18 protein-coding genes are annotated in these 26681 nt (G+C 65.8%); 13 read left to right on the top strand and 5 right to left on the bottom strand.

Annotated features, from left to right (window positions below; all coding sequences use genetic code 11):
* The first annotated feature begins 7 nt into the window (after positions 1-7).
* Positions 8-1978 carry an asparagine synthase (glutamine-hydrolyzing) gene (gene asnB / locus QX039_RS03145; protein ID WP_315738890.1) on the top strand — a complete coding sequence of 657 codons (1971 nt, stop codon included), beginning with the start codon at positions 8-10 and terminating at the stop codon, positions 1976-1978.
* Between the two features lie 102 nt (positions 1979-2080).
* Here the strand turns inward: asnB and QX039_RS03140 are convergent, their stop codons facing one another.
* The gene (locus tag QX039_RS03140; protein ID WP_315738889.1) at positions 2081-3043 is read right to left on the bottom strand and encodes a lysylphosphatidylglycerol synthase transmembrane domain-containing protein; all 963 of its coding nucleotides are present in this window, start codon (positions 3041-3043) and stop codon (positions 2081-2083) included.
* 186 nt (positions 3044-3229) lie between these two features.
* Between QX039_RS03140 and QX039_RS03135 the strand changes: the two genes are divergently transcribed.
* The 6 genes from QX039_RS03135 to QX039_RS03110 all read left to right on the top strand — a co-directional run bounded on the left by QX039_RS03135 (position 3230) and on the right by QX039_RS03110 (position 13861).
* A complete protein-coding gene (locus QX039_RS03135) occupies positions 3230-4513 on the top strand; it encodes a nucleotide sugar dehydrogenase (protein WP_315738888.1) in 1284 nt (427 codons plus the stop codon).
* A 10-nt stretch (positions 4514-4523) separates the two neighbouring features.
* On the top strand, positions 4524-5540 hold the full coding sequence (locus QX039_RS03130; RefSeq protein ID WP_315738887.1) for an NAD-dependent epimerase: 1017 nt from the start codon (positions 4524-4526) through the stop codon (positions 5538-5540).
* 11 nt (positions 5541-5551) lie between these two features.
* A complete protein-coding gene (locus QX039_RS03125) occupies positions 5552-6964 on the top strand; it encodes a mannose-1-phosphate guanylyltransferase/mannose-6-phosphate isomerase (RefSeq protein WP_315738886.1) in 1413 nt (470 codons plus the stop codon).
* Positions 6965-7033: 69 nt separating this feature from the next.
* Positions 7034-9256 (top strand): tetratricopeptide repeat protein, encoded by a 2223-nt coding sequence (locus tag QX039_RS03120; RefSeq protein WP_315773372.1) that lies wholly within the window; start codon positions 7034-7036, stop codon positions 9254-9256.
* Between the two features lie 81 nt (positions 9257-9337).
* The gene (locus tag QX039_RS03115; protein WP_315738884.1) at positions 9338-11557 is read left to right on the top strand and encodes a tetratricopeptide repeat protein; all 2220 of its coding nucleotides are present in this window, start codon (positions 9338-9340) and stop codon (positions 11555-11557) included.
* Positions 11558-11641: 84 nt separating this feature from the next.
* The gene (locus QX039_RS03110) at positions 11642-13861 is read left to right on the top strand and encodes a tetratricopeptide repeat protein (protein WP_315773370.1); all 2220 of its coding nucleotides are present in this window, start codon (positions 11642-11644) and stop codon (positions 13859-13861) included.
* 13 nt (positions 13862-13874) lie between these two features.
* Here the strand turns inward: QX039_RS03110 and QX039_RS03105 are convergent, their stop codons facing one another.
* Positions 13875-14585 (bottom strand): DUF1223 domain-containing protein, encoded by a 711-nt coding sequence (locus QX039_RS03105; protein ID WP_315738882.1) that lies wholly within the window; start codon positions 14583-14585, stop codon positions 13875-13877.
* 360 nt (positions 14586-14945) lie between these two features.
* Between QX039_RS03105 and QX039_RS03100 the strand changes: the two genes are divergently transcribed.
* Entirely contained in the window at positions 14946-15956 is a 1011-nt protein-coding gene (locus tag QX039_RS03100) for a Gfo/Idh/MocA family oxidoreductase (RefSeq protein WP_315773368.1), read from the top strand.
* Between the two features lie 55 nt (positions 15957-16011).
* On the top strand, positions 16012-17163 hold the full coding sequence (locus QX039_RS03095; RefSeq protein ID WP_315773367.1) for a DegT/DnrJ/EryC1/StrS family aminotransferase: 1152 nt from the start codon (positions 16012-16014) through the stop codon (positions 17161-17163).
* A 435-nt stretch (positions 17164-17598) separates the two neighbouring features.
* On the opposite strand, the gene QX039_RS03090 is transcribed toward QX039_RS03095, so the two are convergent.
* Positions 17599-17952 carry a hypothetical protein gene (locus QX039_RS03090; RefSeq protein WP_315773365.1) on the bottom strand — a complete coding sequence of 118 codons (354 nt, stop codon included), beginning with the start codon at positions 17950-17952 and terminating at the stop codon, positions 17599-17601.
* A gap of 364 nt (positions 17953-18316) precedes the next feature.
* On the bottom strand, positions 18317-19219 hold the full coding sequence (locus tag QX039_RS03085; protein WP_315773363.1) for a hypothetical protein: 903 nt from the start codon (positions 19217-19219) through the stop codon (positions 18317-18319).
* Positions 19220-19773: 554 nt separating this feature from the next.
* Here QX039_RS03085 and murJ point away from each other — a divergent pair.
* From murJ to QX039_RS03065, 4 genes are all read left to right on the top strand, one after another.
* Positions 19774-21303, top strand: a complete 1530-nt coding sequence (gene murJ / locus QX039_RS03080; RefSeq protein ID WP_315773362.1) for a murein biosynthesis integral membrane protein MurJ — start codon at positions 19774-19776, stop codon at positions 21301-21303.
* A 150-nt stretch (positions 21304-21453) separates the two neighbouring features.
* Positions 21454-23763: a xanthine dehydrogenase family protein molybdopterin-binding subunit gene (locus tag QX039_RS03075; RefSeq protein ID WP_315738878.1), complete on the top strand. Its 2310-nt coding sequence runs from the start codon at positions 21454-21456 to the stop codon at positions 23761-23763.
* A 130-nt stretch (positions 23764-23893) separates the two neighbouring features.
* A complete protein-coding gene (locus QX039_RS03070) occupies positions 23894-24343 on the top strand; it encodes a cytochrome c (RefSeq protein WP_315738876.1) in 450 nt (149 codons plus the stop codon).
* 167 nt (positions 24344-24510) lie between these two features.
* Positions 24511-25431, top strand: coding sequence for a cytochrome c (locus QX039_RS03065; RefSeq protein ID WP_315773360.1), 921 nt, complete (start codon positions 24511-24513; stop codon positions 25429-25431).
* 26 nt (positions 25432-25457) lie between these two features.
* On the opposite strand, the gene QX039_RS03060 is transcribed toward QX039_RS03065, so the two are convergent.
* Positions 25458-26618 carry an ABC transporter substrate-binding protein gene (locus QX039_RS03060; RefSeq protein WP_315738874.1) on the bottom strand — a complete coding sequence of 387 codons (1161 nt, stop codon included), beginning with the start codon at positions 26616-26618 and terminating at the stop codon, positions 25458-25460.
* Between the last annotated feature and the right edge of the window lie 63 nt (positions 26619-26681).

Genomic DNA, 26681 nt, shown 5'->3' with positions numbered 1-26681 from the left:
TGGCACCATGTGCGGCATAGCCGGCCTGCTTCGCCCCGGCGGAGCCGACGAGGCCCAACTGACCGGGATCATTGATCGCATGACGACGGCGCTGGCGCATCGGGGGCCAGATGCGTCCGGCACTTGGATCAGCGCTGCGAGGGGCCTCGCCTTCGGACATCGCCGTCTGGCGATCCTCGATCTCTCCGAGGCCGGGGCGCAGCCGATGCACAGTGCCTGCGGGCGCTACACCGTCACCTTCAACGGCGAGATCTACAACCATCTCGATGTCCGTGCCGAGCTGGAGGCCGGTGGCGACGCGCCGAATTGGCGCGGTCATTCCGATACCGAAACGCTGCTCGCCGCGATCAGCCGATGGGGCGTTCGACCGACGCTTCAGCGCCTGATCGGCATGTTCGTCTTCGGGCTGTGGGACGCCGAGACTCGGCAATTGATCCTGGCACGCGACCGCTTCGGCGAAAAGCCGCTGTTCTACGGCTGGAGCAACGCTGATCTGGTGTTCGGCTCCGAGCTCAAGGCGCTGGCGGCGCATCCCTCCTGGGCGCCGTCGCTCGACCGAGCGGCGCTCACGGCGTTCATGCGCTATTCCTACGTGCCGGCGCCCGCCACGATCTGGACCGGCATACGCAAGCTGCCCGCGGCGTCGTTCGTGAGCTTCCCCGCGGATGCGGCTCCTGGCGGCTGGCCGCTGCCGCAACCCTATTGGTCGCTGCGCGATCGTGTCGCCGCCGCTCAGGACGATCGCATTGCCGACGAGGGCGAGGCGGTCGAACGGCTGGAGCAGCTGCTGTCGGTGGCCGTGAAGCGACAGTGCTTGTCGGACGTGCCGCTCGGCGCGTTCCTGTCCGGCGGCGTCGATTCGTCGACGATTGTCGCCCTGATGCAGGCGCAGGCGGGCCAGCCTGTGCGCACCTTCAGCATCGGCTTCGCCGAAGGCGGCTACAACGAGGCCGAGGACGCGCGCAACGTCGCGCAGCATCTCGGCACCGATCACACCGAGCTCTATGTCGATGCGCGGACCGCGATGGACGTGGTGCCCAAGCTGCCGCGGATCTATGACGAGCCGTTCGCCGACTCCTCGCAGATCCCGACGCATCTGGTCGCGCAGCTCGCGCGCCGGCATGTGACTGTCGCATTGTCAGGTGACGCGGGCGACGAGCTGTTCGGCGGCTACAACAGGCATGTATGGGGCGGCGCGCTGCAGGCGCGCCTTGGTCGCGTGCCGATGTCGCTGCGGCGTGCGATTGGTGCCGTTCTCGGTGCGATCGCCCCAGAGCCGGCCGATACGGTTCTCAGGGCGCTGCAGCCGGTGTTGCCGGCCCGATTGAAGGTTCGGCATGCCGGCGATCAGGCGGCCAAGCTCGGCCGCGTCATTGCCGCCGACGGCTTTGATGGCCTCTACCGGGCGCTGTGCTCGATCGATCAGGATCCGGCCGGGACGGTGGTGGGCGGCACGGAGCAGGAAAGTTGGGCAGGGAACGAGATGCGGCAGCTTGCGGCGCAGCTCGACCCGCTCGACCGCATGACCCTGGCGGACTCCCTCAGCTATCTCAGCGACGACATCCTGCAGAAGGTGGATCGCGCGGCGATGGCGGTGGCGTTGGAGACGCGCGTGCCGTTCCTCGACAAGGACGTCGTCGAGTTTTCAGCCAAGGTTCCTTCCAGCATGAAGGTGCGGGACGGTCGCGGCAAATGGCTGGTACGACAGGTGCTGTATCGCCACGTGCCGGCTGAGATGATCGATCGGCCGAAGACGGGCTTCAGCATTCCCCTCGACGCGTGGCTGCGTGGGCCGTTGAAATCGTGGGCCTCGGACCTGCTGTCGCCGGAGCGGCTGAGGCGGCAGGGTCTGTTCGATCCGGTGCGGGTGACGCGCATGTTCGACGAGCATCTCAGCCGCCGCCACAATCATTCCTACTGGCTTTGGAACGTGCTGATGGCGCAGGCCTGGCACGACGAATGGGCGCGCGCCGCCTAGAGCATGATCCGGAAAAGTGGAAACCGGTTTTCCGAAAAGATCATGCTTAAACAAAGAGATGAGATCATGATGCGATTCCGTGGAATCGCATCATGATCCAGGTCAGTCTTCGACCGTCGCGGGAACGGCGAGGCGGCCAGCGCTCTTTTCGGCGCTGAGAATCCACACGAGTCCGCCCATGCCGCCGACGATGAAGTAGACCGCGCCGAACAGGATCGAGACCACGGTGCCGTCGGCCGGCGCAAGCCCGGCATAGCCGAATGCGACCATCATCGTCGCCTCGCGGACGCCCCAACCAGCGATCGAGATCGGCAGCATCGTGATCAGCATGATCGGCGGGGTCAGCAGGAACAGTTGTTCGAATGCGGCTGGCGCCGCGATGGAGCGCACGGCGCACCAGGCGATGACGACGGCCAGCACGTGGATCGAAAGCGACAGCACGGCGATCTTCGCGGCCGTGGTCCGGCCGAAGATTACCCTGTTCGCGATCACCGAGCAGGCATAGACGTGGCGCGTCGGCCACCACGCCTTCATCCACGCCGCCGGCAGATGGCCGATGGTGAGGAAGCCGACGCCGGCCGCCAGTGCGGCGGCGTCGACCAGCACCAGGGCCAGGCGCCCGTGCTGGTCGGCGATCATGCCATAGCTCCACGGCAGGCTCGCGACGATGATCAGCGCCAGCGCGATGAAGCCGACGGCGCGGTCGGTCAGGATCGAGTAGCTGGCTGCGCGCCAGCCGGCGCCGGTGCGCCCGATCAGCCACAGCCGCACGGCGTCGCCGCCGATCGAGGACGGCAGGGTCTGATTGAAGAAGGCGCCGATCATGTTGTAGCGGAACGCCTGCATGTCCGTCAGCGGCGCGCCGCACAGCGCGGAGATCTCGCGCCACCGCAGGGCGCCGATGAAGATCTGCACCAGCGTGATGGCCACCGCCAGCCCGATCCAGCCGATGTTGATCTGACTGAGCCGCTCGCGGATCGCCGCAAAGTTGATCCCGCGCAGAGCGAGATACAGCAGAGCCAGCGACACCACGATCCGGAGGAGAAGAATCAAAAACGCACGCATGCCAGGCTGGCTTCGCTCTTGGTTGAAACGGTCCAAGCCGAGTGCGATACGCGCAACGCCCGTCCTGGCAGGGCCGGACCCCGGGTAAGGGGAGCCGTAGCCGCCCCTTGCGGTCCTGATGCCCCGGTGGCTAAACAGTCGCAGGGGTGGCGTCAATGGCCTCCGAAACGACCGGAATATCAATTTATGTCTCATGGCCGGAAGATTGCGGTGATAGGCCTTGGCTATGTCGGCCTGCCGGTCGCGGCTGCGTTCGCGCGGACAGGCTGCCCGGCGATCGGGTTCGATATCGATGCGGCCCGCGTCGCAGAGCTGAAGGACGCCAGGGATCGGACCTGCGAGGTCGATGCGGGCGATCTGCGGCGGCCGGGCCTGCGCTTCACCAGCGAGCCGGCCGATATCGAGACTGCCGATTTCTTCATCGTCACGGTTCCGACCCCGATCGACAGCGCACGTCGGCCCGATCTGGGCGCCATGCTGGCCGCGACGCGCGCCGTTGGCGCCGTTCTGAAGCCCGGCGACATCGTCGTCTATGAGTCGACCGTCTACCCGGGCGCCGTCGAGGAAGACTGCGTCCCGTTGCTGGAGAGCTGCTCGGGCCTGAAGGCGGGGGCCGATTTCAACGTCGGCTATTCGCCGGAGCGCATCAATCCCGGTGACAAGACGCATCGCTTCGAGACCATCACCAAGGTCGTCTCGGCACAGAACCCGCAGACGCTCGAGATCGTGGCGGCCGTCTATGGCTCGGTCGTCACGGCCGGCATCCATCGCGCGCCCTCGATCAAGGTCGCCGAGGCGGCCAAGGTGATCGAGAACACCCAGCGCGATCTCAATATCGCCTTCATGAATGAGCTGTCGCTGATCTTCCAGGCGCTCGAGATCGATACCGGCGACGTGCTCGCAGCCGCCGCCACCAAGTGGAACTTCCTGCCCTTCACGCCCGGCCTCGTCGGCGGCCACTGCATCGGCGTCGATCCCTATTACCTCACCTATCGCGCCGAGAAGGCGGGCTACCATCCCGAGGTCATCCTGGCGGGCCGCCGCATCAACGACGAGATGGGCCGGCGCATTGCGCGCGAATGCATTCGCGGGCTGCTGCGGCGGAAGGGCCGGGGGGGCGTCGTCACCATTCTCGGCATGACGTTCAAGGAGAATGTGCCGGACATCCGCAATTCGCGGGTGATCGACATCATCAGCGAATTGCAGTCGTTCGGCGTCGAGGTGCAGATCGCCGATCCCCTCGCCGATGCAGCGGCGGTGCACGAGGAGTATGGCATCGGCCTGACGGCGATCGAGGCGCTGCGCCCAGCCGACGCGGTGGTGTTGGCCGTGTCGCACGATCAGTATCTCGCCGGAGGCTGGGCTCTTGTGCAGGGCCTGCTGCGCGAGGAGAGCGGCCTCGTGCTCGACGTCAAGATGAAGCTCGACCGCGCGAGCAAACCCGCCGCCATCGAACTGTGGCGACCCTGACGGAGCGACCATGGCAGATCATCCCATCCTCGTGACCGGCGCCGCCGGCTTCATCGGATTTCACCTGACGCAGCGGCTGCTCGCCGAGGGACGGCAGGTGGTCGGCATCGACAACATCAACGCCTATTACGATCCGAAGCTGAAGGAGGCGCGGCTCGACCTTCTGAAGGCGGCGCCCGGCTTCACCTTTCACAAGCTCGACCTCGTCGACCGTGCCGGCATCAAGGCGCTGTTTGCCCAGCATCGCTTTCCCGCCGTGGTGCATCTCGCGGCCCAGGCCGGCGTGCGCTACTCGCTGGAAAATCCGCACGCCTATGTCGATGCCAATCTCGAGGGCTTCATCAACGTCCTCGAGGGTTGCCGCCATCATGACTGCGAGCATCTGCTGTTCGCATCGTCCTCATCGGTCTATGGCGCCAACACCAAGCTGCCGTTCTCGGTCAAGGACAATGTCGATCATCCGATCAGCCTCTATGCGGCAAGCAAGAAGGCGAACGAGCTGATGGCGCATTCCTACAGTCATCTCTACCGCCTGCCGGCCACCGGGCTGCGCTTCTTCACCGTCTACGGCCCCTGGGGCCGTCCCGACATGGCGATGTTCCTCTTTGCCAGGGCCATCCTCGCCGGGCAGCCGGTCAAGCTGTTCAATCAAGGCCGGATGCGGCGTGATTTTACCTATGTCGACGACATCGTGCAGGCCATCGTCCGCCTGATCGGCCGCCCGCCCCAGGGAAACCCGGATTGGGATGGAAACAGGCCCGATCCGTCGAGCAGCCGGGCGCCATGGCGGATTTACAATATCGGCAACAATCATCCCGAACAGCTGATGGACGTGATAACACTACTAGAGAAGGAGTTCGGGCGGCCGGCCATCAGGGAGATGCTGCCGATGCAGCCCGGCGACGTCGAGGCGACCTATGCTGATGTCAGCGACCTCGAACGCGACATCGGCTTCCGGCCGGCGACCTCGATCGCCGACGGCATCGGACGTTTTGCGAAATGGTACCGCGACTATCACCGAATTTAACGGGTTGATTCATGACCGGACGCATCATTCCTCTCATCATGTGCGGCGGCGCTGGGACCCGGCTGTGGCCGGCATCGCGGGAGGTTCGCCCGAAGCAGTTCCTGCCGCTGTTCGGCACCCGTTCCACGTTCCAGGACACGCTGCTGCGCGTATCCGATGCCGACTTGTTCGAGCGGCCGATCATCATCACCAACCTGGCCTATCGCTTCATGGTGCTGGAGCAACTGGCCGAGATCGGCATCGAGGCCGACGTCCTGCTGGAGCCGATGCGGCGTGATTCAGGCCCGGCCATCGCAGCCGGAGCCGCCTTCGCCCAGTCGCGCCATCAGGACGCTGTCGTGCTGGCACTCGCGGCCGATCACGTCGTTCGCGACACCGCGGCCTTCCTCGCGGCGTGCCGGCAGGGGCTCGCTGCCGCCGAGGCCGGCCGCATCGTCACCTTCGGCGTCAATCCAGAGCGCGCGGCCACCGAATATGGCTATATCAGCCCGGGTGCATCGGTATCCGGGGAAGTGCGGGCCGTCGCAAAATTCGTCGAGAAGCCGGATCAGCCGACCGCCGAGCGCTACATCCGCGAGGGCTATCTCTGGAACAGCGGCAACTTCATGTTCCGCGCGTCGGTCCTGCTCGATGAATACCGCAAGTTCGATGCGGGCAGCGTGCAGACGGTGATCGACGCTGTCTCCAAGGCCGGCCGCGACCTCGGTTTCATCATCCTGGATTCCGATGCCTTCGCGGCGGCCAAGCCGATCTCGATCGACTATGCCGTGATGGAAAAGACCGGACGTGCCGCCGTGGTGGCGGTGTCGTGCGGCTGGTCTGACGTCGGCTCCTGGCACGCGGTCTGGGAACTGTCCGACAAGGACGGGCAGGGCAATGCCGCGCGCGGCACCGCCGTGTTCGAGGATTCCCGCAACTGCAACGTGGTCACCGACAAGGCGCTGGTCGCGCTCGAAGGCGTCGACGATCTGGTCGTGGTGGCGGCGCAGGATGCCGTGCTGGTGTCGCGCCAGCGCGATGCCAACGGCTTGAAGCGGCTGGTCGCGAAGCTCAAGACCGTGGCGCCCGAAGTGACCGAGGCGCACATCAAGGTGCACCGGCCCTGGGGCAGCTATCAGTCGGTCGACAATGGCGAGCGTCATCAGGTCAAGCGCATCATCGTCAAGCCTGGCCAGCGCCTGTCGCTGCAGAAGCACTATCACCGGTCCGAGCACTGGATCGTGGTGCGCGGCGCGGCGCGGGTCACCGTGAACGAGACCGTCAAGACCGTGCATGAGAACGAATCGATCTACATTCCGATGGGCGCGGTGCACCGGCTGGAGAACCCGGGCAAGATCCTGCTGGAGCTGATCGAGGTCCAGACCGGGTCCTATCTCGGCGAGGATGACATCATCCGCATCGAGGACGATTACCGCCGCGAGTAGGGCGGGTCTCGCCTCGAATCACGCGAGCCGTGCTAGACAGCCCCGGACGTCGTCCGCCGGAGAGCTTCGTTGCAAAGCACGATCGGATCGCGCGCGTTCCAGAATGCGCGCCTGCAGAAGAAGAATCGCAAGCAGGCCGATAGCCTGCTGCCGAAGGCCGTCGAGGCCTACCGGGCGGGCCGGCATGCCGATGCCCAGGCCATCTGCGGACAGGCTCTGGCCCTCGTGCCCGATCATTTCGACGCCTTGCACCTTCTCGGCGCCTCCGCGCTCGATAGCGGCCGGCTCGACCTCGCCGAGCAGGCCCTGACCCGCGCGGTCGCCGTGGAGCCGCGCAATGCCGAGGCCCTGGCCAATCTCGGCCTGGTGCTGTTCAGCATGAAGCGCTACGAGGAGGCGCGCGCGGTACAGGAGCGCGCCGTTGCGCTCAAGCCCAATTTTGCCGCGGCGCTGACGAGCCTCGGCAACACCCTGATGAACATGCAGCTGTTCGCGCAGGCGATCGAGATGCATGACCGCGCCATCGCCCTCAAGCCGGACTTTGCCGACGCTTATTGCAATCGCGGCATGGCGCAACTGCTCCTGCTGCGCAACGAAGAGGCCAAACAGAGTTTCGACCGCGCCTTGGCGCTGGCGCCGCGGCACATGCAGGCGACGTTCGGCAAGGGACTGGTCAGCGTCAATCTGCGGCATCTCGAGCAGGCGCTCGCTGCCTTCAACGCGGCGCTCGCCATGAAGCCGGGGACGGCGGCGGTCATCGCGCAGCGTGGCCGTCTCTACGTGCAGATGGGACGGTTCGCCGAGGCCGAGGCCGATTTCGATGCTGCGCTGGCGACCGACCCCGGGCTGGAGGCGGCGCTGCTCGGCAAGGCCCATGTCTGCGTGCTCACCGAGCGGATCGCGCCGGCCATGGTGGCCTGCAAGCGGGTGCTTGAGCAGAATCCGGCGTCGGAGGTGGCGCTGATCTGGCTCGGCACGTGCCTCGCAAAGCAGGGCGATACCGCCGGCGCCATCCAGCACTTCGACCGCGCCCTCGAGATCAAGCCGGATTTCGAGGATGCGATCATGAAGAAGATCTTCGCGCTCGATTTCTATCCCGGCGCCGACGTGGCCGTGCATCAGGCTGTCCGCCGCGAATGGTGGGAGCGGATCGGCGCGCATATCCCGCAGCGCCAGCTTGCCGCCATCGACCGCGATCCGGATCGCCGCATCACGGTCGGTTACGTGTCGTCCGACTTCCGCAGCCATTCGGCCGCGCTGACCTTCCTTCCGGTGCTGCGCCATCACGACCACGCGGCATTCAAGGTCATCTGCTACTCGTGCTCGCCGCTGGTCGATTCCGTGACGGAACAGTGCAAGGTCGCGGCCGACGGCTGGGTCGACGGCTCTCAATTGTCCGACGATGAGTTGGCCGATCGCATCCAGGCCGACCAGGTCGACATTCTGGTCGATCTCTCCGGCCACTCGGCCGGCAATCGTCTCACCGTGTTTGCCCGCAAGCCGGCGCCGATCCAGGTCACCGCGTGGGGCAACGCGACCGGCACCGGATTGCCCACCATGGACTACTTCTTTGCCGATCCGGTCACGGTGCCATCGGCGGTGCGGCCGCTGTTCGCCGAACAGGTCTACGATCTCCCGGCGCTGATCACGACGGATCCGCTGCCGGGAGCGCAGGCGACGCCGCTGCCGATGCTGCGCAACGGCCACGTCACGTTTGGTGTCTTCAACCGCGTCGACAAGATCTCCGACGAGGTGCTGAGGGTCTGGTCGGCGCTGCTCCAAGCGTTGCCGGACGCCCGCATCGTCATCAAGAACGGCGCGCTGGAGGATGCATTCCTGCGCGACACGCTGATCGCCCGCTTCGCCGCGCACGGCGTCAACGAGAGCCGCCTCACCTGTCTCGGCGCCTCGATGCGCCACGAGCACATCGCAGCGTTCGCCAACATCGACATCTCGCTCGATCCGTTCCCGCAGAATGGCGGCGTCAGCACTTGGGAATCGCTGCAGGCCGGCGTTCCCGTGGTCGCCAAGCTCGGCAACAGTGCGGCGTCGCGCGCCGGCGGCGCGATCGTCGAGGCGATTGGGCTCGACGACTGGGTGGCCGAGGACGACGAGGGGTACATTGCGATCGCCCTGAAACACGCGGCGCGGCCGGCCGAGCTCGCTCAGCTCCGTGCGGAGCTGCCGACGCGGGTGGCCAACTCGGCCGCCGGCAATGTCGAGACCTACACGCGCAAGGTCGAGGAGGGGTATCGCCAGTTCTGGCGCCGCTATTGCGCCACTGGCGGCTGAGGCCCATCCGTCGCGGCCTGAAGCAAGGTCGCGCGTGAACAAGCCCGATATGTAGTTCCACGCGTTATTCGGAGGCCGTCTTTGGCAAGCGATGTCGGTTCCCGCGCGTTTCAGAATGCGAGGTTGCAGAAGAAGCATCGCAAGCAGGCCGATGCGCTGATGCCCGCGGCCGTCGCCGCCTATCGCGGCGGTCGCCGTGCCGAAGCCCAGGCGATCTGCAGCCAGATCCTGGCGCTGCTGCCCGATCATTTCGATGCCCTGCACCTGCTCGGCGTGACGGCGCTGGACGGTGGCCAAATTGATCTCGCTTCGCAGGCGCTCACCAAAGCCGTCGAGATCGAGCCGCGACATGCCGAGGCGCTCTCCAATCTCGGCCTCGCGCTGTTCAACCGCAAGCGCTTCGAGGAGGCGCGCAAATACCAGGAGCGGGCGATTGCGCTGAAGCCGACCCTCGTGGTCGCGCAGACGGGTCTCGGCAACACGCTGATGCGCCTCGGCCTGCCGGACGAGGCGATTGCGGCGCATGACCGCGCGATCGCGCTGAAGCCCGACTATGCCGACGCCTATTGCAACCGCGGCATGGCGCTGCTTCCGCTCGGTCGCAACGCCGAGGCCAATCAGAGCTTCGATCGCGCACTGTCGCTCAATCCGCGCCACATGGAGGCGATGTTCGGCAAGGGGCTGGCGAGCATCAACCTGCGTCATCACACCGAGGCGCTCGCGGCCTTCGATGCCGCGCTTGCCGTCAAGCCCGGTGCGCCGCAGGTGCTGGCGCAGCGCGGCCGGCTGCATCAGATGGCCGGCCGTTTCGACCAGGCGAAGGCGGACTACGAGGCGGCGCTGGCGCATGATCCGATGCTGGAGATGGCGCTGCTCGGCAAGGCCCAGCTCGGCCACTTCAAGGACGTCGCCCAATCCGTCGATGCCTGCCGCAAGGTGCTGGAGCGGAATCCGCGCTCCGAGGAGGCCTGGTTGTGGCTCGGCATCTGCTACGCCAAGCAGGGCGAGGTCGTTGCGGCCGTCGAGCATTTCGATCGCGCTCTTGAAATCAGGCCCGATTTTGCCGAGGCCATGACTGCGAAGATTTTCACGCTCGAGTTCATGCCGGAGGCCGACTTTGCGCTCCAGCAGGCGGCACGGCGCGAATGGTGGCAGCGGATCGGCGCCAACGTCCCGCGCCGGCCAGCGTCGAAGCGCGATCTCGACCCGGAGCGGCGTCTGACGATCGGCTACGTCTCCTCCGACTTCCGGAATCATTCGGCCGCGCTGACATTCCTGCCGGTGCTCAGGCATCGCGACCCGCAGAATTTCGCAGTCGCCTGCTACGCCTGCTCGCCGGTGCAGGATGCCGTCACGGCGCAATTCCGTGCCTGCGCCGATCTCTGGGTCGACGTCGCGCAGATGTCGGACGACGAGCTCGCCGACCGCATCGACGCCGACGGCGTCGATATCCTGGTCGATCTCTCCGGCCACTCCGCCGGCAATCGCCTGCCGCTGTTTGCCCGCAAGCCCGCCCCGGTCCAGGTCACGGCCTGGGGCAGCGGCACCGGCACGGGGCTGCCGACGATCGACTACTTCCTGGCCGATCCGGTCACGGTGCCCGCAACGGTGCGTCATCTGTTCGCCGAGCAGGTCCATGACCTGCCGGCGGTGATCACCACTGAAGCGCTGCCGGACATCGCGCCGACACCGCTGCCGATGCTCCGCAATGGCTTTGTGAGCTTCGGCGTGTTCAATCGGTTGGACAAGATCTCCGATCCTGCGCTGATCGTCTGGACACGGATCATGCAGCAGCTGCCGGACTCGCGCATCGTGATCAAGAGCAGCTCGCTCGATGATCCCCTGTTGCGTGACCGTCTCCTGGCGCGCTTCGCCGCGCAAGGCGTCGCGCCGGAGCGCGTGGTCTGTCTCGGCTGGTCGACGCGCGAGCAGCAGATCGCGCAGTTTGCCGAGGTCGACATCTCGCTCGATCCGTTTCCGCAGAATGGCGGCGTCAGCACCTGGGAGTCGCTGCAGGCCGGCGTGCCGGTCATCGCCAGGCTCGGACGCAGCGCGGCGTCGCGCGCCGCGGCGGCGATCGTCACGGCGGTCGGGCTCGGCGAGTTCGTCGCCGAAGACGACGACGGGTATGTCGCGCTCGCCGCGAAGTGGGCCTCGAAGCCGGCTGAGCTGGCGAAGCTGCGGACCGCGCTGCCGGCGATGGTCGCGGGCTCGGCCGCGGGCAATGTCGAGACCTACACGCGCAAGGTCGAGGAGGGCTACCGCCTGTTCTGGCGTCGCCATTGCGCCAGCGCCGGCTAGTCTTTGTGTCGCGGCATCCGGTGGTGCCGCACGTGATGTCACTGCGTTCCCGCGATCTGCACGCCGCCCGTGGAGGCAAGTCTCTTGACAAGCAATGTCGGCTCTCGCGCCTTCCAGAATGCGAGACTGCAGAAGAAGCATCGCAAGCAGGCTGACGAGCTCATGCCGCGCGCCGTGGCGGCGTATCGTGCCGGCCGTCACGCCGAGGCGCAGGCGATCTGCAGACAGATCCTGGCGCTGCTGCCCGATCATTTCGATGCGTTGCACCTGCTCGGCGTCACGGCGCTCGACGGCGGCCAGCCCGATCTCGCCGAGCAGGCCCTGACCAAGGCGGTCGAGATCGAGCCGCGGCATGCCGAGGCGCTCTCCAATCTCGGCCTCGCGCTGTTCAACCGCAAACGCTTCGAGGACGCGCGCAAATGCCAGGAGCGGGCGATTGCGCTGAAGCCGAATCTGCTCGTGGCGCTCACGGGTCTCGGCAACACGCTGATGCGCCTGGGGCGGCCGGAGGAGGCGATCGCCGCGCATGACCGGGCGATCGCGCTCAAGCCGGACTATGCCGACGCCTATTGCAATCGCGGCATGGCGCTGCTTCCGCTCGGTCGCAACACGGAGGCCAATCAGAGCTTCGATCGCGCGTTGTCGCTCAATCCGCGCCACATGGAGGCGATGTTCGGCAAGGGGCTGGCGAGCATCAACCTGCGCCATTCCGATGAGGCGCTGGCGGCCTTCGACGCTGCCCTCGCCATCAAGCCCAACGCCGCGCAAGTGCTGGCACAGCGCGGCCGGCTGCATCAGCAGGCCGGACGTTTCGACAAGGCGATGCCCGATTTCGAGGCCGCGCTGGCGCTCGATCCGCGACAGGAGGTGGCGCTGCTCGGCTTCGCGCAGCTCAGTGTGATCAGGGACAACATCGCGCCGGCTATGGACGCTTGCCGCAAGGTGCTGGAGATCAATCCCGCGTCCGAGGTCGCCTGGACCTGGCTCGGCGAATGCTTCTGCAAGCAGGGCGATCTCACGACCGCCCTGCAGCACTTCGAGCGCGCGCTCGCGCTCAAGCCCGACTATGGCGATGCGATCACCGCCAAGATCTTCCTGCTCGACTTCATGCCCGACACCGATTTCGCCCAGCATCAGGCGGCGAGACGCGAATGGTGGACCAGGATCGGCAGCCAGGTCGCGCGCCGTCCGCCGCCGGTGCGGGATCGTGATCCGGAGCGGCGCCTGACGATCGGCTATGTCTCGTCCGACTTCCGCAGCCATTCGGCGGCGCTGGTGTTCCTGCCGGTGCTGCGTCATCACAACCACGCCGCGTTCGAGGTGATCTGCTACTCCTGCTCGCCGCTGCGCGATACGATGACGGACCAGTGCCGCGCGGCCGCCGACCTCTGGGTCGACGCCTGGCAGATGTCGGACGAGGAGCTGAGCGATCGCATCGAGGCCGATCAGGTCGATATCCTCGTCGATCTCTCCGGCCATTCCGCCGGCAACCGGCTGCCGGTGTTCGCGCGCAAGCCGGCGCCGGTCCAGGTCACGGCCTGGGGCAGCGGCACCGGCACCGGCCTCCCCACGATCGACTACTTCTTCGCCGATCCGGTGACCGTGCCCGAAGCTGCACGTCATCTGTTCGCCGAGCAGGTCTACGACCTGCCGGCCGTGATCACCACCGATCCCTTGCAGGGATGGCAGCCGACGCCACTGCCGATGCTGCGCAACGGTTACGTCACCTTCGGCGTCTTCAACCGGATCGACAAGATCTCCGAGCCTGCGCTCGCGCTCTGGTCGCGCCTGATGGGCGCGCTGCCGGACTCGCGGATCGTCATCAAGAACGGCGCGCTCGATGAACCCTTGCTGCGCGACGGCCTCGTCGCGCGGTTCGTGGCGCATGGCATCGCGCAGGAGCGCATCACCTGCCTCGGTCTGTCGACGCGCGATCAGCACATCGCGCAGTTCGCAGGCATCGACATGTCGCTCGATCCGTTTCCGCAGAATGGCGGCGTCAGCACCTGGGAGTCGCTGCAGGCCGGAGTCCCCGTGATCGCGAAGCTCGGCCACGGCGCGGCGGCGCGCGCGGCAGCCGCCATCAACACGGCGGTCGGGCTCGGCGACTTCGTGGCCGAGGACGACGACGGCTACATCGCCATCGCCCTGAAGCAGGCCGCGCAGCCGGCCGAGCTTGCGAAGCTGCGGACGGAGCTGCCGGCGATGGTTGGCAGCTCCGCCGCCGGCAATGTCGAGACCTACACGCGCAAGGTGGAGGAGGGCTACCGCCTGTTCTGGCGTCGCACCTGCGCGTCCGCCTGACAGGCGGTCGAAGCTATAGCCGCGCGGCACCGACGATGCGCCCCTCCGGGCTTTCGAGCAGCACGGCCGCATCCTCGCCCTCCGGCATCGGCTCGGTGAGGCGCAGCGCCGTGCCGCTCCAATCGCCGAGCGTGCGCACCGAGCGCACCACGTTCAGCTCCTCCAGCGTGCGGCCGTCATTCTCGCCGCGGCGGATCGCCGTCTCATGCCGATGATCGAAGCCGACCAGCACGACGCGTCCACGTCCTTCACCGCCGCCGACCTCGACCGCGAGCTTGTCGCCATCGCGTGCGAGCTTGACCGGCGCCGCCGTCGCGCTGGCGCCCCTGGCGCGATCGATCGCGGCTCCCACCTCGGCCCTGTTGGAGCCGACATGACCCGTCACCCCGTCGACGACGATCTCCGGCGTGTAGGAGCCGTCGCCGAAGCGGCTGCCGTAGCGGGCCTGGCGATCGGTGGCGGCCGGCAATGAGAACGGGTCCTTCCAGCCCAGCCGGTCCCAATAGGTGACGTGAAAGGCGAGCGGCAGCACGTCGCGGCGCTGCCGCACCAGCTCGTTCAGATAGGCATTTGCAGGCGGGCAGGAGGAGCAGCCCTGCGAGGTGAAGAGCTCGATGACGACAGGCCGATCCACGGCGGCAGCCGACGGCGACCACGGGGTAAGCGAGGCGAGCAGCACGGCGAAGGATGAGGCGTAGCGGAGCGAGGCGAGGCTGAGGGTCATGGGTGTTCTCCGGCGATGTGACGTGATCTCCTTCGCTGGCGGGATCCACCGCGTTACCTCCGGCTGCGGCCAACACGCAGGCGTGAAGGCGCCGCAACCGTTCTGTCCGCGGCCTGTCGTGACGCGTGAACAGGGCACTTGCCACACGTGAAGGGCATCGCACACGCCGTTCAAAAGACAGCGGTTTTCGTCCGCGCCCGATGTAACTTTCTGAATCAAATCGTGTCCTGAAAAAGGTTTCCGCATTCGCCTCGCTTCAACCGGCATGCTAGGAGAGCTTCGACCGGTGATTTGCAGTTCGTTAACCGTTACGGCCAATCCGTGACGTCGCAATCCGGGGACATTGATGGGGTCGATGACATGAGTTCCAAGGGGGCGGGCCACAAGGCCGAGCTGAGGCAGGCGCTGCGAGTCGGCGTCATCGGAGCCGGCGTGATGGGCAGCAACCATGCCCGCGTGCTCGCCGGACTGCCTGATGTGCACTTGGTCGGCGTGGTCGATCCGCTGCCCGCCCATCGCAACCGCGTCACCGAGCTTGCGAACTGCCCGACCTTCGAGACGCTCGATGAGCTCGTCGCCGAGGGCGTCGATGCGGTGACCGTCGCCGCCCCGACCCACCTGCATCATGAGCTCGCGCTCGCCTGCATCGCCCGCAAGGTGCATCTGCTGGTCGAGAAGCCGATCGCCTCCACGGTGGAGGAGGGCAGGGAGATCGTCTCGGCCGCGCATCGCGCCGGCGTCACCCTGATGATCGGTCATGTCGAGCGCTTCAATCCGGCGGTGGCCGCGATCAAGAAGGCGATCGCCGGCGAGGACCTGCTGTCGATCGCGATCACCCGCGTCGGCCCGTTCCCGCCGCGCATGTCCAATGTCGGCGTCGTCATCGATCTCGCCGTGCACGACATCGACCTCATCCGCTGGTTCACCGAATCCGACATCATCGAGGTGCAGCCGCAATTGTCGAGTGCGGTGGCGGAGCGCGAGGACATCGCGCTCCTGCAGTTCCGCACCGCTTCCGGCGTGCTCGCCCACATCAACACCAACTGGCTGACGCCGTTCAAGGCGCGCAACGTCACCGTGGCGACGCGGGGCAAGTACATCATGGGCGATCTGCTGACGCGCCAGGTCACCGAGTGCTTCGGCTTCAAGCCGGATGGTAGCTACTCGATGCGCCATCTCCCGGTCGGCCATGACGAGCCGCTGCGCGCCGAGCTGATCGCCTTCCTGCATGCGGTCCGCTCCGGCACCTCGCCGGCTGTCACCGGCGACGAGGGCGTCGCGAGTCTGGCGATCGCCACGCAGTGCCTGGAGACCTCGAGCCATCGTCCCGCCGAGGCGGCTGCTACCAAGCGTCGCGCCGTGGCCGGCTAGCCGGCCACGCCTCCGCTTCACCCCATCGTCTCGATCCGAACCTTTGTCAGAGCTCATGAATCAGCACCTGCGTCATCAGCCCATTCCGTTCATCGACACCGCCGCGCAGCGCCAGCGGCTCGGCAAGTCGCTCGACGACGCCGTCGCCCGCGTGCTCGCGCATTGCCAGTTTCTCGGCGGCCCCGAAATCATCCAGCTCGAGAAGGAGCTGGCTGAATTCTGCGGCGCCAAATACGCGGTGAGCTGCTCCAGCGGCACCGACGCGCTGCTGATGGTGCTGATGGCCCAGGGCATCGGCCCGGGCGATGCCGTGCTGTGCCCGTCTTTCACCTTCTGCGCCACCGGCGAAGCCGTGGCGCTGACCGGCGCCACGCCGGTGTTCGTCGACGTGCTGGAGGACACCTTCAACATCGATCCGGCCTCGCTCCACCGCGGCATCGCAACCGCCAAGCGGCTCGGTCTCAAGCCGAAGGCCGTGATCCCGGTCGATCTGTTCGGACAGAGCGCGGACCACGATGCGGTCGCCGCGATCGCTGGGGACGAAGGCCTGTTCGTGCTCGACGACGCCGCGCAGGGCTTTGGCGCCAGCTACAAGGGCCGCCGCATCGGCACCTTCGGGCTGGCGACCGCCACCAGCTTCTATCCGGCCAAGCCGCTCGGCTGCTTCGGCGACGGCGGTGCCATCCTCACCGACGATGCCGGCCTGTTGGAGCGCCTGCGCAGCGTGCGCGCCCATGGCGGCGGCAGCGACAAATACGACAACGTCCGCCTCGGCCTCACCGCGCGGCTCGACACCATCCAGGCCGCGGTCCTGATCGAGAAGCTCAGGATCTTCGAGGACGAGATCGTCGCGCGCAACAAGGTGGCCGAGCGTTACACGGCCGCGCTGGCCGATGTCGTGAAGGTGCCGCGTCTCGTCGAGGGCTGCACCTCGGTCTGGGCGCAATACACCATCCGCCTGCCCAAGGGCATCGATCGCGACACCTTCGCCGCGGCGCTGAAGGCGCAGGGCATTCCGACCGCGATCTACTATCCGAAGTCGATGCATCAGCAGACCGCCTACCGCATCTTCCCGACCGCCGATGGCGGCCTGCCGGTCAGCGAGCAGCTCTCCAGCGATGTCATCAGCCTGCCGATGCACGCCTATCTCGACGAAGCCACGCAGGTGCGCATCATCGACGTCGTGCGCGGCGCACTTCAGGGCTGAGGCATAAGGCATCGTTGACGTCACGCCGCTTGCAGCGGCGCGGCTCACAGCCCCGGCGGGCGATCTGCCCCGCCGACAGTCGCAACCAACACTGTCGTCCGGGCGAACGCCGGGACCCATACCGCGTGATCTCCGAAACGGGCAGGCGGCCCGTTCCGCGCACCCCACCAGCTGCACAGCGTATGGATCCCGGATCTGCGCCCGCCGCCGCTTCGCGTCGGCCGGCTTGTCCGGGATGACAGCGGTGAGATTAACGGCCGGCTCTCTGTAGGGTGGGCAAAGGCGCGCCCATCTGACCGCTTGTTTCGCCGAGCTATCGCGCGCCGTGCCCACCATTTCCACCGCCGATGCGGATGCGCGGTGGGCACGCGACCGCCCTGCGGGCGGTTGCTTTGCCCACCCTACGGCCGCGTTGCTCGCATTCCGATTTACATCTCAAACAGCGATCGACACAGCGGCGCATTCTCGCGGCACCTGGTGCCCGAGGCCTGTGATCAGTTCGTCCCTCGCAAACATGCAGAGGGCACGGGGAATGCCGGGCGCTGGCCGCACCCATGGCCCGCCTGCGGAAAAAAATGCAGGCGGCAGGTACCACAGGTTCAGCCGAGACATCCCGGCATTCCCCGCGCGATGGTTTTGACGGCTGCTTCGCGTTCTCCCCGGTGCTCCGGGCTTTTTGGCCACCGTCATCGGCACTGCGCCTTTGCGCATCAGCACCGACTTGGCATCAGCGTCGGGATGCCAGGACCACGCGACTTGACCGTGCGCATCGATGTCGTTCGTCGGCATGGAGAACCACGCTGCAACATCGACACACCCACCGCATCCCGCCTCAACGTCCGTGACGACCGCGAAGCGCCCCTCTGATCGAGACGGGACGGCGGCATACAATCATGATTTCGGAGAAAAAGAAAGAGGAATAATTTCCGATACGAACCGGATAGGGGAATGTGCTTGAAGCGGTTAGCGAAATAGCTTTTTGCGCAGTCGGTAGGGACGGAGCGGCGGGCGGGAGACGAGCAGGCGACAACGAAAAGCCGCCCCCTCATCGCGAAGATTGGATCGGAGCGGGGGTCGGTGCCTGCCTTGAACGATCATCGGACACTAGCTTGCGCCGCTTAGCAGCGCGCGCTGCAAAGAAAGTTTCGGCTTCTTAACCAGCAAAAATCACGTACCCGTCTTCCAAACTGAAACTGCCTTCTTCAACAGGATAGGTGGGCGTTGGAAATAGCCTTGATATCCCAAAGCGTCGCAAGTGGTCTTGGTACTCTGGTGTTTCGGGCAAGCCGTACCTGATATGCTGCCCAAGAATTGCGGAGCAGTTTCTCGTTTCGGCACTTTCGATCCAGCACAGGAACTGATGTCGGAGATAAGAAACCTTTGATTCGTGATACTTCACACAATCGGCTTCTTGACACGAGAGGGCCGTCGACGACAATTCAGGGTGCTCGGCAATTGTATCAGGATGCGGGATCTCGGCGTGTAGCTTCCATCCGTTTTCCGACGACGGAAGACTTAGGAAGCTCCAAAGGACTACGAGGCTGAATTGAGCAAACTGGTACTGCACAGCACAAACCTTGTGGCTGCAGAACAGCAGAAACTCTCGTGTGGGCGGTCCTACGAAGACGGAGTACAGGAGCATAAACCGCGTTGGGTCATATTTTCCAAGTCCGACCTCGATCGTGCTTTTTTTGAACCCCGGAATGTAATGTTGTTGTGCTAGGTTTGGACATCGTCTTGAGAAGAGCGGAACGAAGCCAGTTTTTGACTTTATCGCTTTTGTGAAGCTGTACCCGTGCCGCAGATGCTCGCCGACCCGATATGTATGGTGAAATGTATTGAGTCCGTGCGTACTGTTCGGGCTCGTGTGAAGCGAATATCGCTGTTCATCGATAAGCTTGCCCGCTAAGGGATCGTTCTTGTTGTCAGGGTTGTGGAATAGAGATCGTCGAAACAGCAGCTTTAAGTTGCCCGTTTTCTCGCTCTCCAAAACAAAGAAAAGCTCACGCTTCGCTGCGTTGGCTTCGATACAAAACGATACCCGCTTGTCCGGCACGAATCGTTCCTTTCCGTTCCCGCCCGGCAACGAAGTGCCGGTAAGCTCTTCGCGGCGGTTACCCAATCCTAAGTAACTTAACTACGAAGTTGGCACAATCCGGAGTTGGCCAAGCAGGTTTTCGGAGGTGTGCCCGGGGCTAGGCCGATCTTGGTTTGGACGAAGACGTGACATTGATTGAGTGTTCGCATCGGCTGTGGCGGATTACGCTCCGCCAACTAGCCCGCCCCACGAACTGTTACTCCGTCACGCCCGGGCTTGTCCCGAGCAACCACGTCGTTCCGAGAGCGCCGAACGACGTGGATGGCCGGGACAGGCCCGGCCATGACGATGTGGACACAGATGGGCGCAACACGTCGAGTCGTTCATGTGACGCTCCGTCGATAAATGGTACACGTTTCTTACGAATGCACCGCCAGCCCGGAACGTCTTTGCCATTCGGCGTTCGTAGGGCTGAGGTGGGACCGCACCCCGGAGGCCACACTTCGGCCTCAAGCGCAAGTCCCACCCGTTCCCCGCTTCAAACTCCCCCCGCAATGCTCTAGAAGCCCCCCATGCTCGGACGTATCTTCACCGTTGGCGGCTATACGCTGCTGTCTCGGCTCACCGGCTTTGCCCGCGACATCATGCTGGCGGCGATTCTCGGCGCCGGGCCGGTCGCGGACGCCTTCTTCATTGCGTTCCGGCTGCCCAACCATTTCCGGGCGATCTTCGCCGAGGGCGCGTTCAACGCCGCCTTTGTGCCGGCCTATGCGCATGTCCATGGCGAGAAGGGGCCGACCTCGGCGAGCCTGTTTGCCGACCGCATCTTCACGCTGCTGCTGGCCTCGCAGATCGTGCTCTTGATCCTGGCCTGGGTGTTCATGCCGCAGGCGATGACGATCCTGGCGCCCGGCTTCACCGACGATCCGGTGCAGCGGGACCTGGCGATCACGCTGACGCGGATCACCTTTCCCTACCTGCTGCTGATCACGCTGGTGACGCTGTATGGCGGCATGCTCAACGTGATGCAGCGCTTCGCCAGCGCGGCGGCGGCGTCCATCTTCCTTAATCTCGCAATGATGGCGACCTTGGCGCTGGCGGCGTTCTTTCCCGGCGTCGGTCATGCCGCCGCCTGGGGCGTGCTGATCTCCGGCTTCCTGCAATATGTCCTGCTCGCCGGCGATCTCGCCCGCCATGGCGGGCTGCCGCGCTTTGCGCCGCTCAAGCTCGACGATGACATCCGCGCCTTCTTCAAGGCGCTCGGTCCCGCAACGCTCGGCTCGATGGGCACGCAGGTCGCGATGTTCGCCGACACCATCATCGCGACGTTCCTGCCGGCAGGCGCGATCTCGGCGCTGTATTACGCCGATCGTCTCAACCAGCTGCCGATCGGCGTCATCGGCATCGCCATCGGCACGGTGCTGCTGCCGGAGATGTCGCGGCGGCTGACGGCGAATGACCAAGAGGGCGCCATGGAGCAGCAGCGCCGCGCCTTCGAGTTCACATTGCTGTTCTCGGTGCCGTTCGTCGCCGCGTTCCTCGCCGTGCCCGACGTGATTACGCGGGCGATGTTCGCGCGCGGCGCCTTCACCAAGGGCGATGCGGCGGCGGCGGGGGCGACGCTCGCCGCCTATGCCGTCGGGCTCATTCCGTTCGTGATGATTCGCAGCGCGGTCTCGACCTTCTACGCGCGCAAGGACACCGCCACACCGGTGAAGGCTTCGCTCACGGGGCTGACCGCCAACGTCGTGCTCAAGGTGCTGCTGATGGGCTCGCTCGCGCAGGTCGGTCTTGCGCTGGCGACGGCTGTCGGCGCGTGGATCAACCTGTTGCTTGTGCTCGGCTTCGCCGTGCACAAGGGTTATCTGCGTTTCGATCGGCGGCTCACCATGTCGCTGATGAAATTTGCCGGAACTGGCGTGGTGCTCGCGGCAACGTTGTGGGCGACGGCCTTCGTGGCATCGACCCATCTCGCATCGCTCGGCCGCATGCAGGATGAAGCCGTTCTCGGTCTGCTGATCATCGTCGGCGCCGTCATTTATGCGGGCGCCATTCTCGTTCTGTTCGGCCCGCGCTGGCTCAAGGCGCTGGTGCGGCGCTGAGGTTTGCGCTGCAGCATCGCTTGCTGGCATGCCTGCCGAGAGTTGACCGCGCGTGTTGCGGCGCCGGCCATATGGCGTTTGCGCGAGTCCTCGTTCCGCTGCAATATGCCGTCCAATATTTGCGACAATGCAAGCGGGAAGTGAAACCAGATGGCAGCTCCAATCAAGTTCGGTGTCGGACAAGGCGTTCTCCGCAAAGAGGATGACGCGCTGATTCGCGGCAAGGGCCGCTACACCGACGATCTGGCGCCGGCTGCCGCCTTGCATGCCCTGGTGCTGCGCTCGCCGCAGGCCCATGCCAAGTTCACCATCGACGTCACCCAGGCGCGGCTCTTGCCGGGCGTGGCGCTGATTCTGACCGCCGCCGACACCGCGGAGCTCGGTGGGCTGCCCTGCCTGTTCAATCTCGAAACCGATCCGTTCACCGCGCCGCCTTATCCGATCCTTGCCAAGGACGAGGTGCGCCATGTCGGCGATGCCATCGCCTTCGTCGTTGCCGACACGCTCGATCACGCGCGCGACGCGCTGGAGGCGATCAAGGTCGAATGGACGACCTTGCCGGCCGTGACCGGCGTCGTGAATGCGATCAAGCCGGATGCGCCGCAGGTGTGGGCCGAGCACAAGGGCAACGTCCTGTTCGACGTTGCGATCGGCGACAAGGCCGCGGTCGAGGCCGCCTTTGCGAAAGCGCATGCGGTCGCCGAGATCCGCATCGTCAATCCGCGCGTGGTGGCGAGCTTCATGGAGACGCGTGCCGCGGTCTGCGAATACGACACCAAGCGCGACCATCTGACGCTGACGGCGGGCAGCCAGGGCAGCCACCGCCTGCGCGACATTCTCTGCCAGAACGTGCTGAAGATCCCGACCGAGAAGATGCGGGTGATCTGCCCCGATGTCGGCGGCGGCTTCGGCACCAAGCTGTTTCCCTACCGGGAATATGCGCTGCTCGCGGTCGCCGCGCAGCGGCTGCGCAAGTCGGTGCGCTGGGCCGCCGATCGCTCGGAGCATTTCATGGGCGACGCGCAGGGCCGCGACAACGTCACCACCGCGAAGATGGCGCTCGCCGAGGACGGCAAGTTCCTCGCGATGGACGTCGACCTGATGGGCGACATGGGCGCCTATCTCTCGACCTTCGCGCCCTATATCCCGCATGGCGGCGCCGGCATGCTGCCGGGGCTCTATGACATCCAGGCCTTCCACTGCCGGGTGCGCACGATCTTCACCCATACCGTGCCGGTCGACGCCTATCGCGGCGCGGGCCGCCCCGAGGCGGCCTATGTCATCGAGCGTCTGGTCGATGCCTGCGCACGCAAGCTCGACATGAGCGTCGATGCGATCAGGCGCAAGAACTTCATTCCGCCGCGCGCGCTGCCCTACAAGACCGCGACCGGCAAGGTCTACGATTCCGGCGACTTCAACGCGCATCTCAAGCGCGCGATGGAGATCGCGCAGTGGAAGGAGTTTCCGAAGCGCGCCAAGGCCGCCAAGAAGCACGGGCTGATCCGCGGCATCGGGCTCGCGAGCTATGTCGAGGTCTGCGGCACCATGGGCGAGGAGACCGCCAATGTGCGGCTCGATCCCAATGGTGACGTCACCATCCTGATCGGCACGCAGTCGAGCGGGCAGGGCCACCAGACCGCCTATGCCCAGATCGTCGCCGAGCAGTTCGGCCTGCCGCCGGAGCGCGTCCACATCCACCAGGGCGACACGGCCGAAATCGCGACCGGCCTCGGCACCGGCGGCTCGGCCTCGATCCCGTCGGGCGGCGTCAGCGTGCAGCGCGCCACCCATGAGCTCGGCGACAAGCTCAAGCAGATCGCGGCGGAAGCGCTCGAGGCCGGCCTCGGCGATCTCGAGATCGCCGACGGCGTGATCCGCGTCGCCGGCACCGACCGGGCGATCTCCTTCGCCGATCTCGCCAAGCGTCCGGGCACAGATCCCGCCAAGCTCAACGGCAGTGCCACCTTCGCCAGCGCCGACGGCACCTATCCGAACGGCACGCATGTGGCCGAGGTCGAGATCGATCCGGCGACCGGGATCATCAAAATCGTCAACTACGTCATCGTCGACGATTTCGGCGTGACGCTGAATCCGCTGCTGCTGGCCGGCCAGGTGCATGGCGGTGCGGTGCAGGGCATCGGTCAGGCGCTGATGGAGCAGGTGGTCTACAGCAACTCCGACGCTCAGCTCGTCACCGGCAGCTTCATGGACTACGCGCTGCCGCGCGCCGCCGACGCGCCGTCCTTTACCTTCGAGACCCACAACGTGCCCTGCAAGACCAATCCGATGGGTGTCAAGGGCGCGGGCGAGGCGGGCGCGATCGGCTCCTGCCCGGCTGTGGTCAATGCGATCGTCGAAGCGCTCTGGCGCGAGTACAAGATCGATCACATCGACATGCCGGCGACCCCGGAGCGCGTCTGGATCGCGATCCGGGAGCAGCATCGCCGTCACAGTCTCTGAGTACTCTCCCTCCGTGGCCTCTCCGATATCCGCCTCAATTCCGGAATAATCCGCGGGCTGAGGGGTTGATCTAACCGAGCGACCCGTTCAGGTGGGCTGGACGGGATTGTGACAACAAAGGAGCGAATTGATGAAGCGGACTGTCGTGGCTGTCGCAGCTTTGCTGCTAGGGGCGGGCGCCGTGATGGCACAGCAGGATCTGGTCAAGCATAGCCAGGACACGATGAAGGCCAACGCCAAGAACCTCGGCGGTGTTCTCATCGCCATGGTGAAGGGCGAGAAGCCGTACGACCAGGCCGCGGTCAATGCCGCTCTGGCGCAGCTCGACGAGACGGCCAAGAAGCTGCCGACGATGTATCCCGCCAGCGTCAAGGGCGCGAAGTTCGAGGGCGACTACAGCCCGTCGCCGAAGATCTGGGAAGACCATGCCGGCTTCAAGACCAAGATCGACAGCTTCGCCAAGGTGGTCACCGAGGCCAAGGCCAAGATCAAGGATCTCGACAGCCTGAAGGCGACCGCGCCGGCGATCGGCAAGGAGTGCGGCGGTTGCCACGAGACGTTCCGGCTCAAGGCCAGCTGACCTGATGTGATCTCATGCGAGGGGCGAACGCGTGCTGCGCGTTCGCCCCGTTTGTTTGTGCGCCTGTTTTGTTTGTGCGCCCGAGCGTCCTGTCGTATCGATCGCCGCCGACGCCTTTGAGCTTGCGGCGAAAACCACGACATCCTCCCCGCCGTGACGGAGCGACCATGTTGCGACGCCTTCTGCTTGCTGTCTGTGTGCTCGGTGCCGCGGGCCTTGCGGTATTCTGGTGGCTGACGGGCCCGTCGACCGTGGTGCTCGCGGCGGCGACACGGGCGCCTGATCTCGCCAATGGCCAGGAGATGTTCAACATTGGCGGCTGCGCGTCATGCCATGCCGTCCCGAACCAGCCGGATCGACTGAAGCTCGGCGGCGGGCTGCCGCTGACCTCGCCGTTCGGCACGTTCTACGCGCCCAACATCTCGCCCGATCCCACTGACGGCATTGGGCGCTGGAGCGAGGCCGAGTTCGTCAATGCGGTGGTGAGGGGCGTGTCGCCGGGCGGCAGCCACTACTACCCGGCGTTTCCCTATCCCTCCTACGCGGCCGCGAAGATCGACGACGTCCGCGATCTCTTCGCCTACATGAAGACGCTGCCGCCGGTCGCCGGGGCCTCGCGCGCGCACGACATGCCATTCCCGTTCAACATCCGCCGCACCGTCGGGGTCTGGAAGCTCTTGTTCTTCGGCGACAAGCCCTTTGCCGCCAACGCCTCGCGCCCGGCGGAGTGGAATCGCGGCGCCTATCTGGTCAATACGTTCGGCCATTGCGCCGAATGCCACAGTCCGCGCAATGCGCTCGGCGGCATCGTCTCGGCGCAGCGTCTGGCGGGTGGGCCCGATCCGGAAGGTCAGGGCTTCGTGCCGAACATCACCCAGAAGGGCCTGTCGGACTGGAGCGAGAGCGACATCAGCTATTTCCTCGAGACCGGACAGCTGCCGGACGGCGACAGCGCCGGCGGCTCGATGGCGCGGGTGATCCGCAACACCTCGCAGCTCACGCCCGAGGATCGCAAGGCGATGGCGGTCTATCTGAAATCGCTGCCGCCGGTCGAAGGCCCGCCGAAGCCGAAGAAGCCCGCGGGCTGATCAGTTCGGCCGGCGCGCAACGCGGATCAGATCGGCTTGAAGCTGCCGTCGCTCTGGATCACCGTCAGCGACACCGGCGGTGGATTCTCCTTGCGCGCGTTGCCGAAGCTGACCACCAGCCCGCCGATGTCGAACTGGCCGACCTCGTTGATGATGCGCAGCAGCTCGGCGCGGGTCGGGTTAGGCCCGGTCATCGCCAGGGCGCGGGCCACCAGGCGGCCGGTGATGTAGCCCTCGAGCCCGATGAAGTCCGGCGTCTGGCTCGGATCGAGCGTCTTCATCGCGGCCTGATAGTCGGCGACGATGCGGAGGTCGGTGTCCCACGGAAACGGCACCACCTCGGAGACGATGACGCCGCGGCCTTCCGGGCCGAGCTCCTTGGCGAGCGCGTTGCCGCCGACGAAGGAGACCGCCGTGAAGGTCGGGTTGAAGCCGCTGCGATGCGCCATCTTGATGAACTCGGCGCACGGGCCGTAGGTGCCGACCAGGATCACCGCTTCCGGCTCCGCGCGCCGGATGACCTTGAGCGCCGCGCCGACCGCGCGCGTGTTGCGCTCGAACGTGCCTTCGGCCGCGAGCTCGAGGCCGCGGCGATCGAGATGTGTCTTCACGCCGGCCAGCACGTCGCGGCCGAACGCGTCATCCTGATAGAAGATCGCGATCCGGGTCAGGTGAAGCTCTTCGGTGAGGTACTTGATCGAGGCTTCCGCCTCGGCCGCGTAGCTCGCGCGGATGTTCACGATGTTCTGGAATTCGGGCGCCCGCAGGAATTCGGCGCCCGAGATCGGCCCGATGAAGGGGACGTCGTTCGACGCCGCGATCGGAGCGGTGGCCATCGCGGTCGGCGTGCCGACGGCGCCGATCAGCGCGAACACCTTATCCTCGTAGATCAGCTTGATGGTCTCGACCACCGAACGATCGGGATCGTAGCCGTCGTTGCGGCTCGCCAGCTTGAGCCTGCGTCCGTAGACGCCGCCCTTGGCGTTGAGCTCGTTGAAGGCCGCCAGCAGTCCCTGGCGCGCCGCCTGGCCCAGCGCGGCCGACGGGCCTTCCAGCGCCGCCACCTGGCCGAACATGATGGAGTCGTTGGTGACGCCGAGCTCGTCGGCGCGCGCAGGCCCGGGCGGGAGCACGCCGGCGATCAGGATGAGAACGATGGAGATCCGAAGGCTTGAAAACCAGTTCATTGCGATCTTCGATGCTCGGGTACGCTGGATGACAACTCAGTCTAGGCGCGTTGAATGAAGACC

The sequence above is a fragment of the Bradyrhizobium sp. SZCCHNR1043 genome (assembly GCF_032489675.1).
Lineage (GTDB): Bacteria > Pseudomonadota > Alphaproteobacteria > Rhizobiales > Xanthobacteraceae > Bradyrhizobium.
The sequence above is the reverse complement of the archived record's forward strand: the minus strand, read 5'-3'. Positions and strand labels throughout refer to the sequence as shown.

Coding starts and splice junctions, on each gene's coding strand:
- asnB (WP_315738890.1), top strand. CDS start 8: ATGTGCGGCATAGCCGGCCTGCTTCGCCCCGGCGGAGCCGACGAGGCC.
- QX039_RS03140 (WP_315738889.1), bottom strand. CDS start 3,043: ATGCGTGCGTTTTTGATTCTTCTCCTCCGGATCGTGGTGTCGCTGGCT.
- QX039_RS03135 (WP_315738888.1), top strand. CDS start 3,230: ATGTCTCATGGCCGGAAGATTGCGGTGATAGGCCTTGGCTATGTCGGC.
- QX039_RS03130 (WP_315738887.1), top strand. CDS start 4,524: ATGGCAGATCATCCCATCCTCGTGACCGGCGCCGCCGGCTTCATCGGA.
- QX039_RS03125 (WP_315738886.1), top strand. CDS start 5,552: ATGACCGGACGCATCATTCCTCTCATCATGTGCGGCGGCGCTGGGACC.
- QX039_RS03105 (WP_315738882.1), bottom strand. CDS start 14,585: ATGACCCTCAGCCTCGCCTCGCTCCGCTACGCCTCATCCTTCGCCGTG.
- QX039_RS03100 (WP_315773368.1), top strand. CDS start 14,946: ATGAGTTCCAAGGGGGCGGGCCACAAGGCCGAGCTGAGGCAGGCGCTG.
- QX039_RS03095 (WP_315773367.1), top strand. CDS start 16,012: ATGAATCAGCACCTGCGTCATCAGCCCATTCCGTTCATCGACACCGCC.
- QX039_RS03090 (WP_315773365.1), bottom strand. CDS start 17,952: ATGCCGACGAACGACATCGATGCGCACGGTCAAGTCGCGTGGTCCTGG.
- murJ (WP_315773362.1), top strand. CDS start 19,774: ATGCTCGGACGTATCTTCACCGTTGGCGGCTATACGCTGCTGTCTCGG.
- QX039_RS03075 (WP_315738878.1), top strand. CDS start 21,454: ATGGCAGCTCCAATCAAGTTCGGTGTCGGACAAGGCGTTCTCCGCAAA.
- QX039_RS03070 (WP_315738876.1), top strand. CDS start 23,894: ATGAAGCGGACTGTCGTGGCTGTCGCAGCTTTGCTGCTAGGGGCGGGC.
- QX039_RS03065 (WP_315773360.1), top strand. CDS start 24,511: ATGTTGCGACGCCTTCTGCTTGCTGTCTGTGTGCTCGGTGCCGCGGGC.
- QX039_RS03060 (WP_315738874.1), bottom strand. CDS start 26,618: ATGAACTGGTTTTCAAGCCTTCGGATCTCCATCGTTCTCATCCTGATC.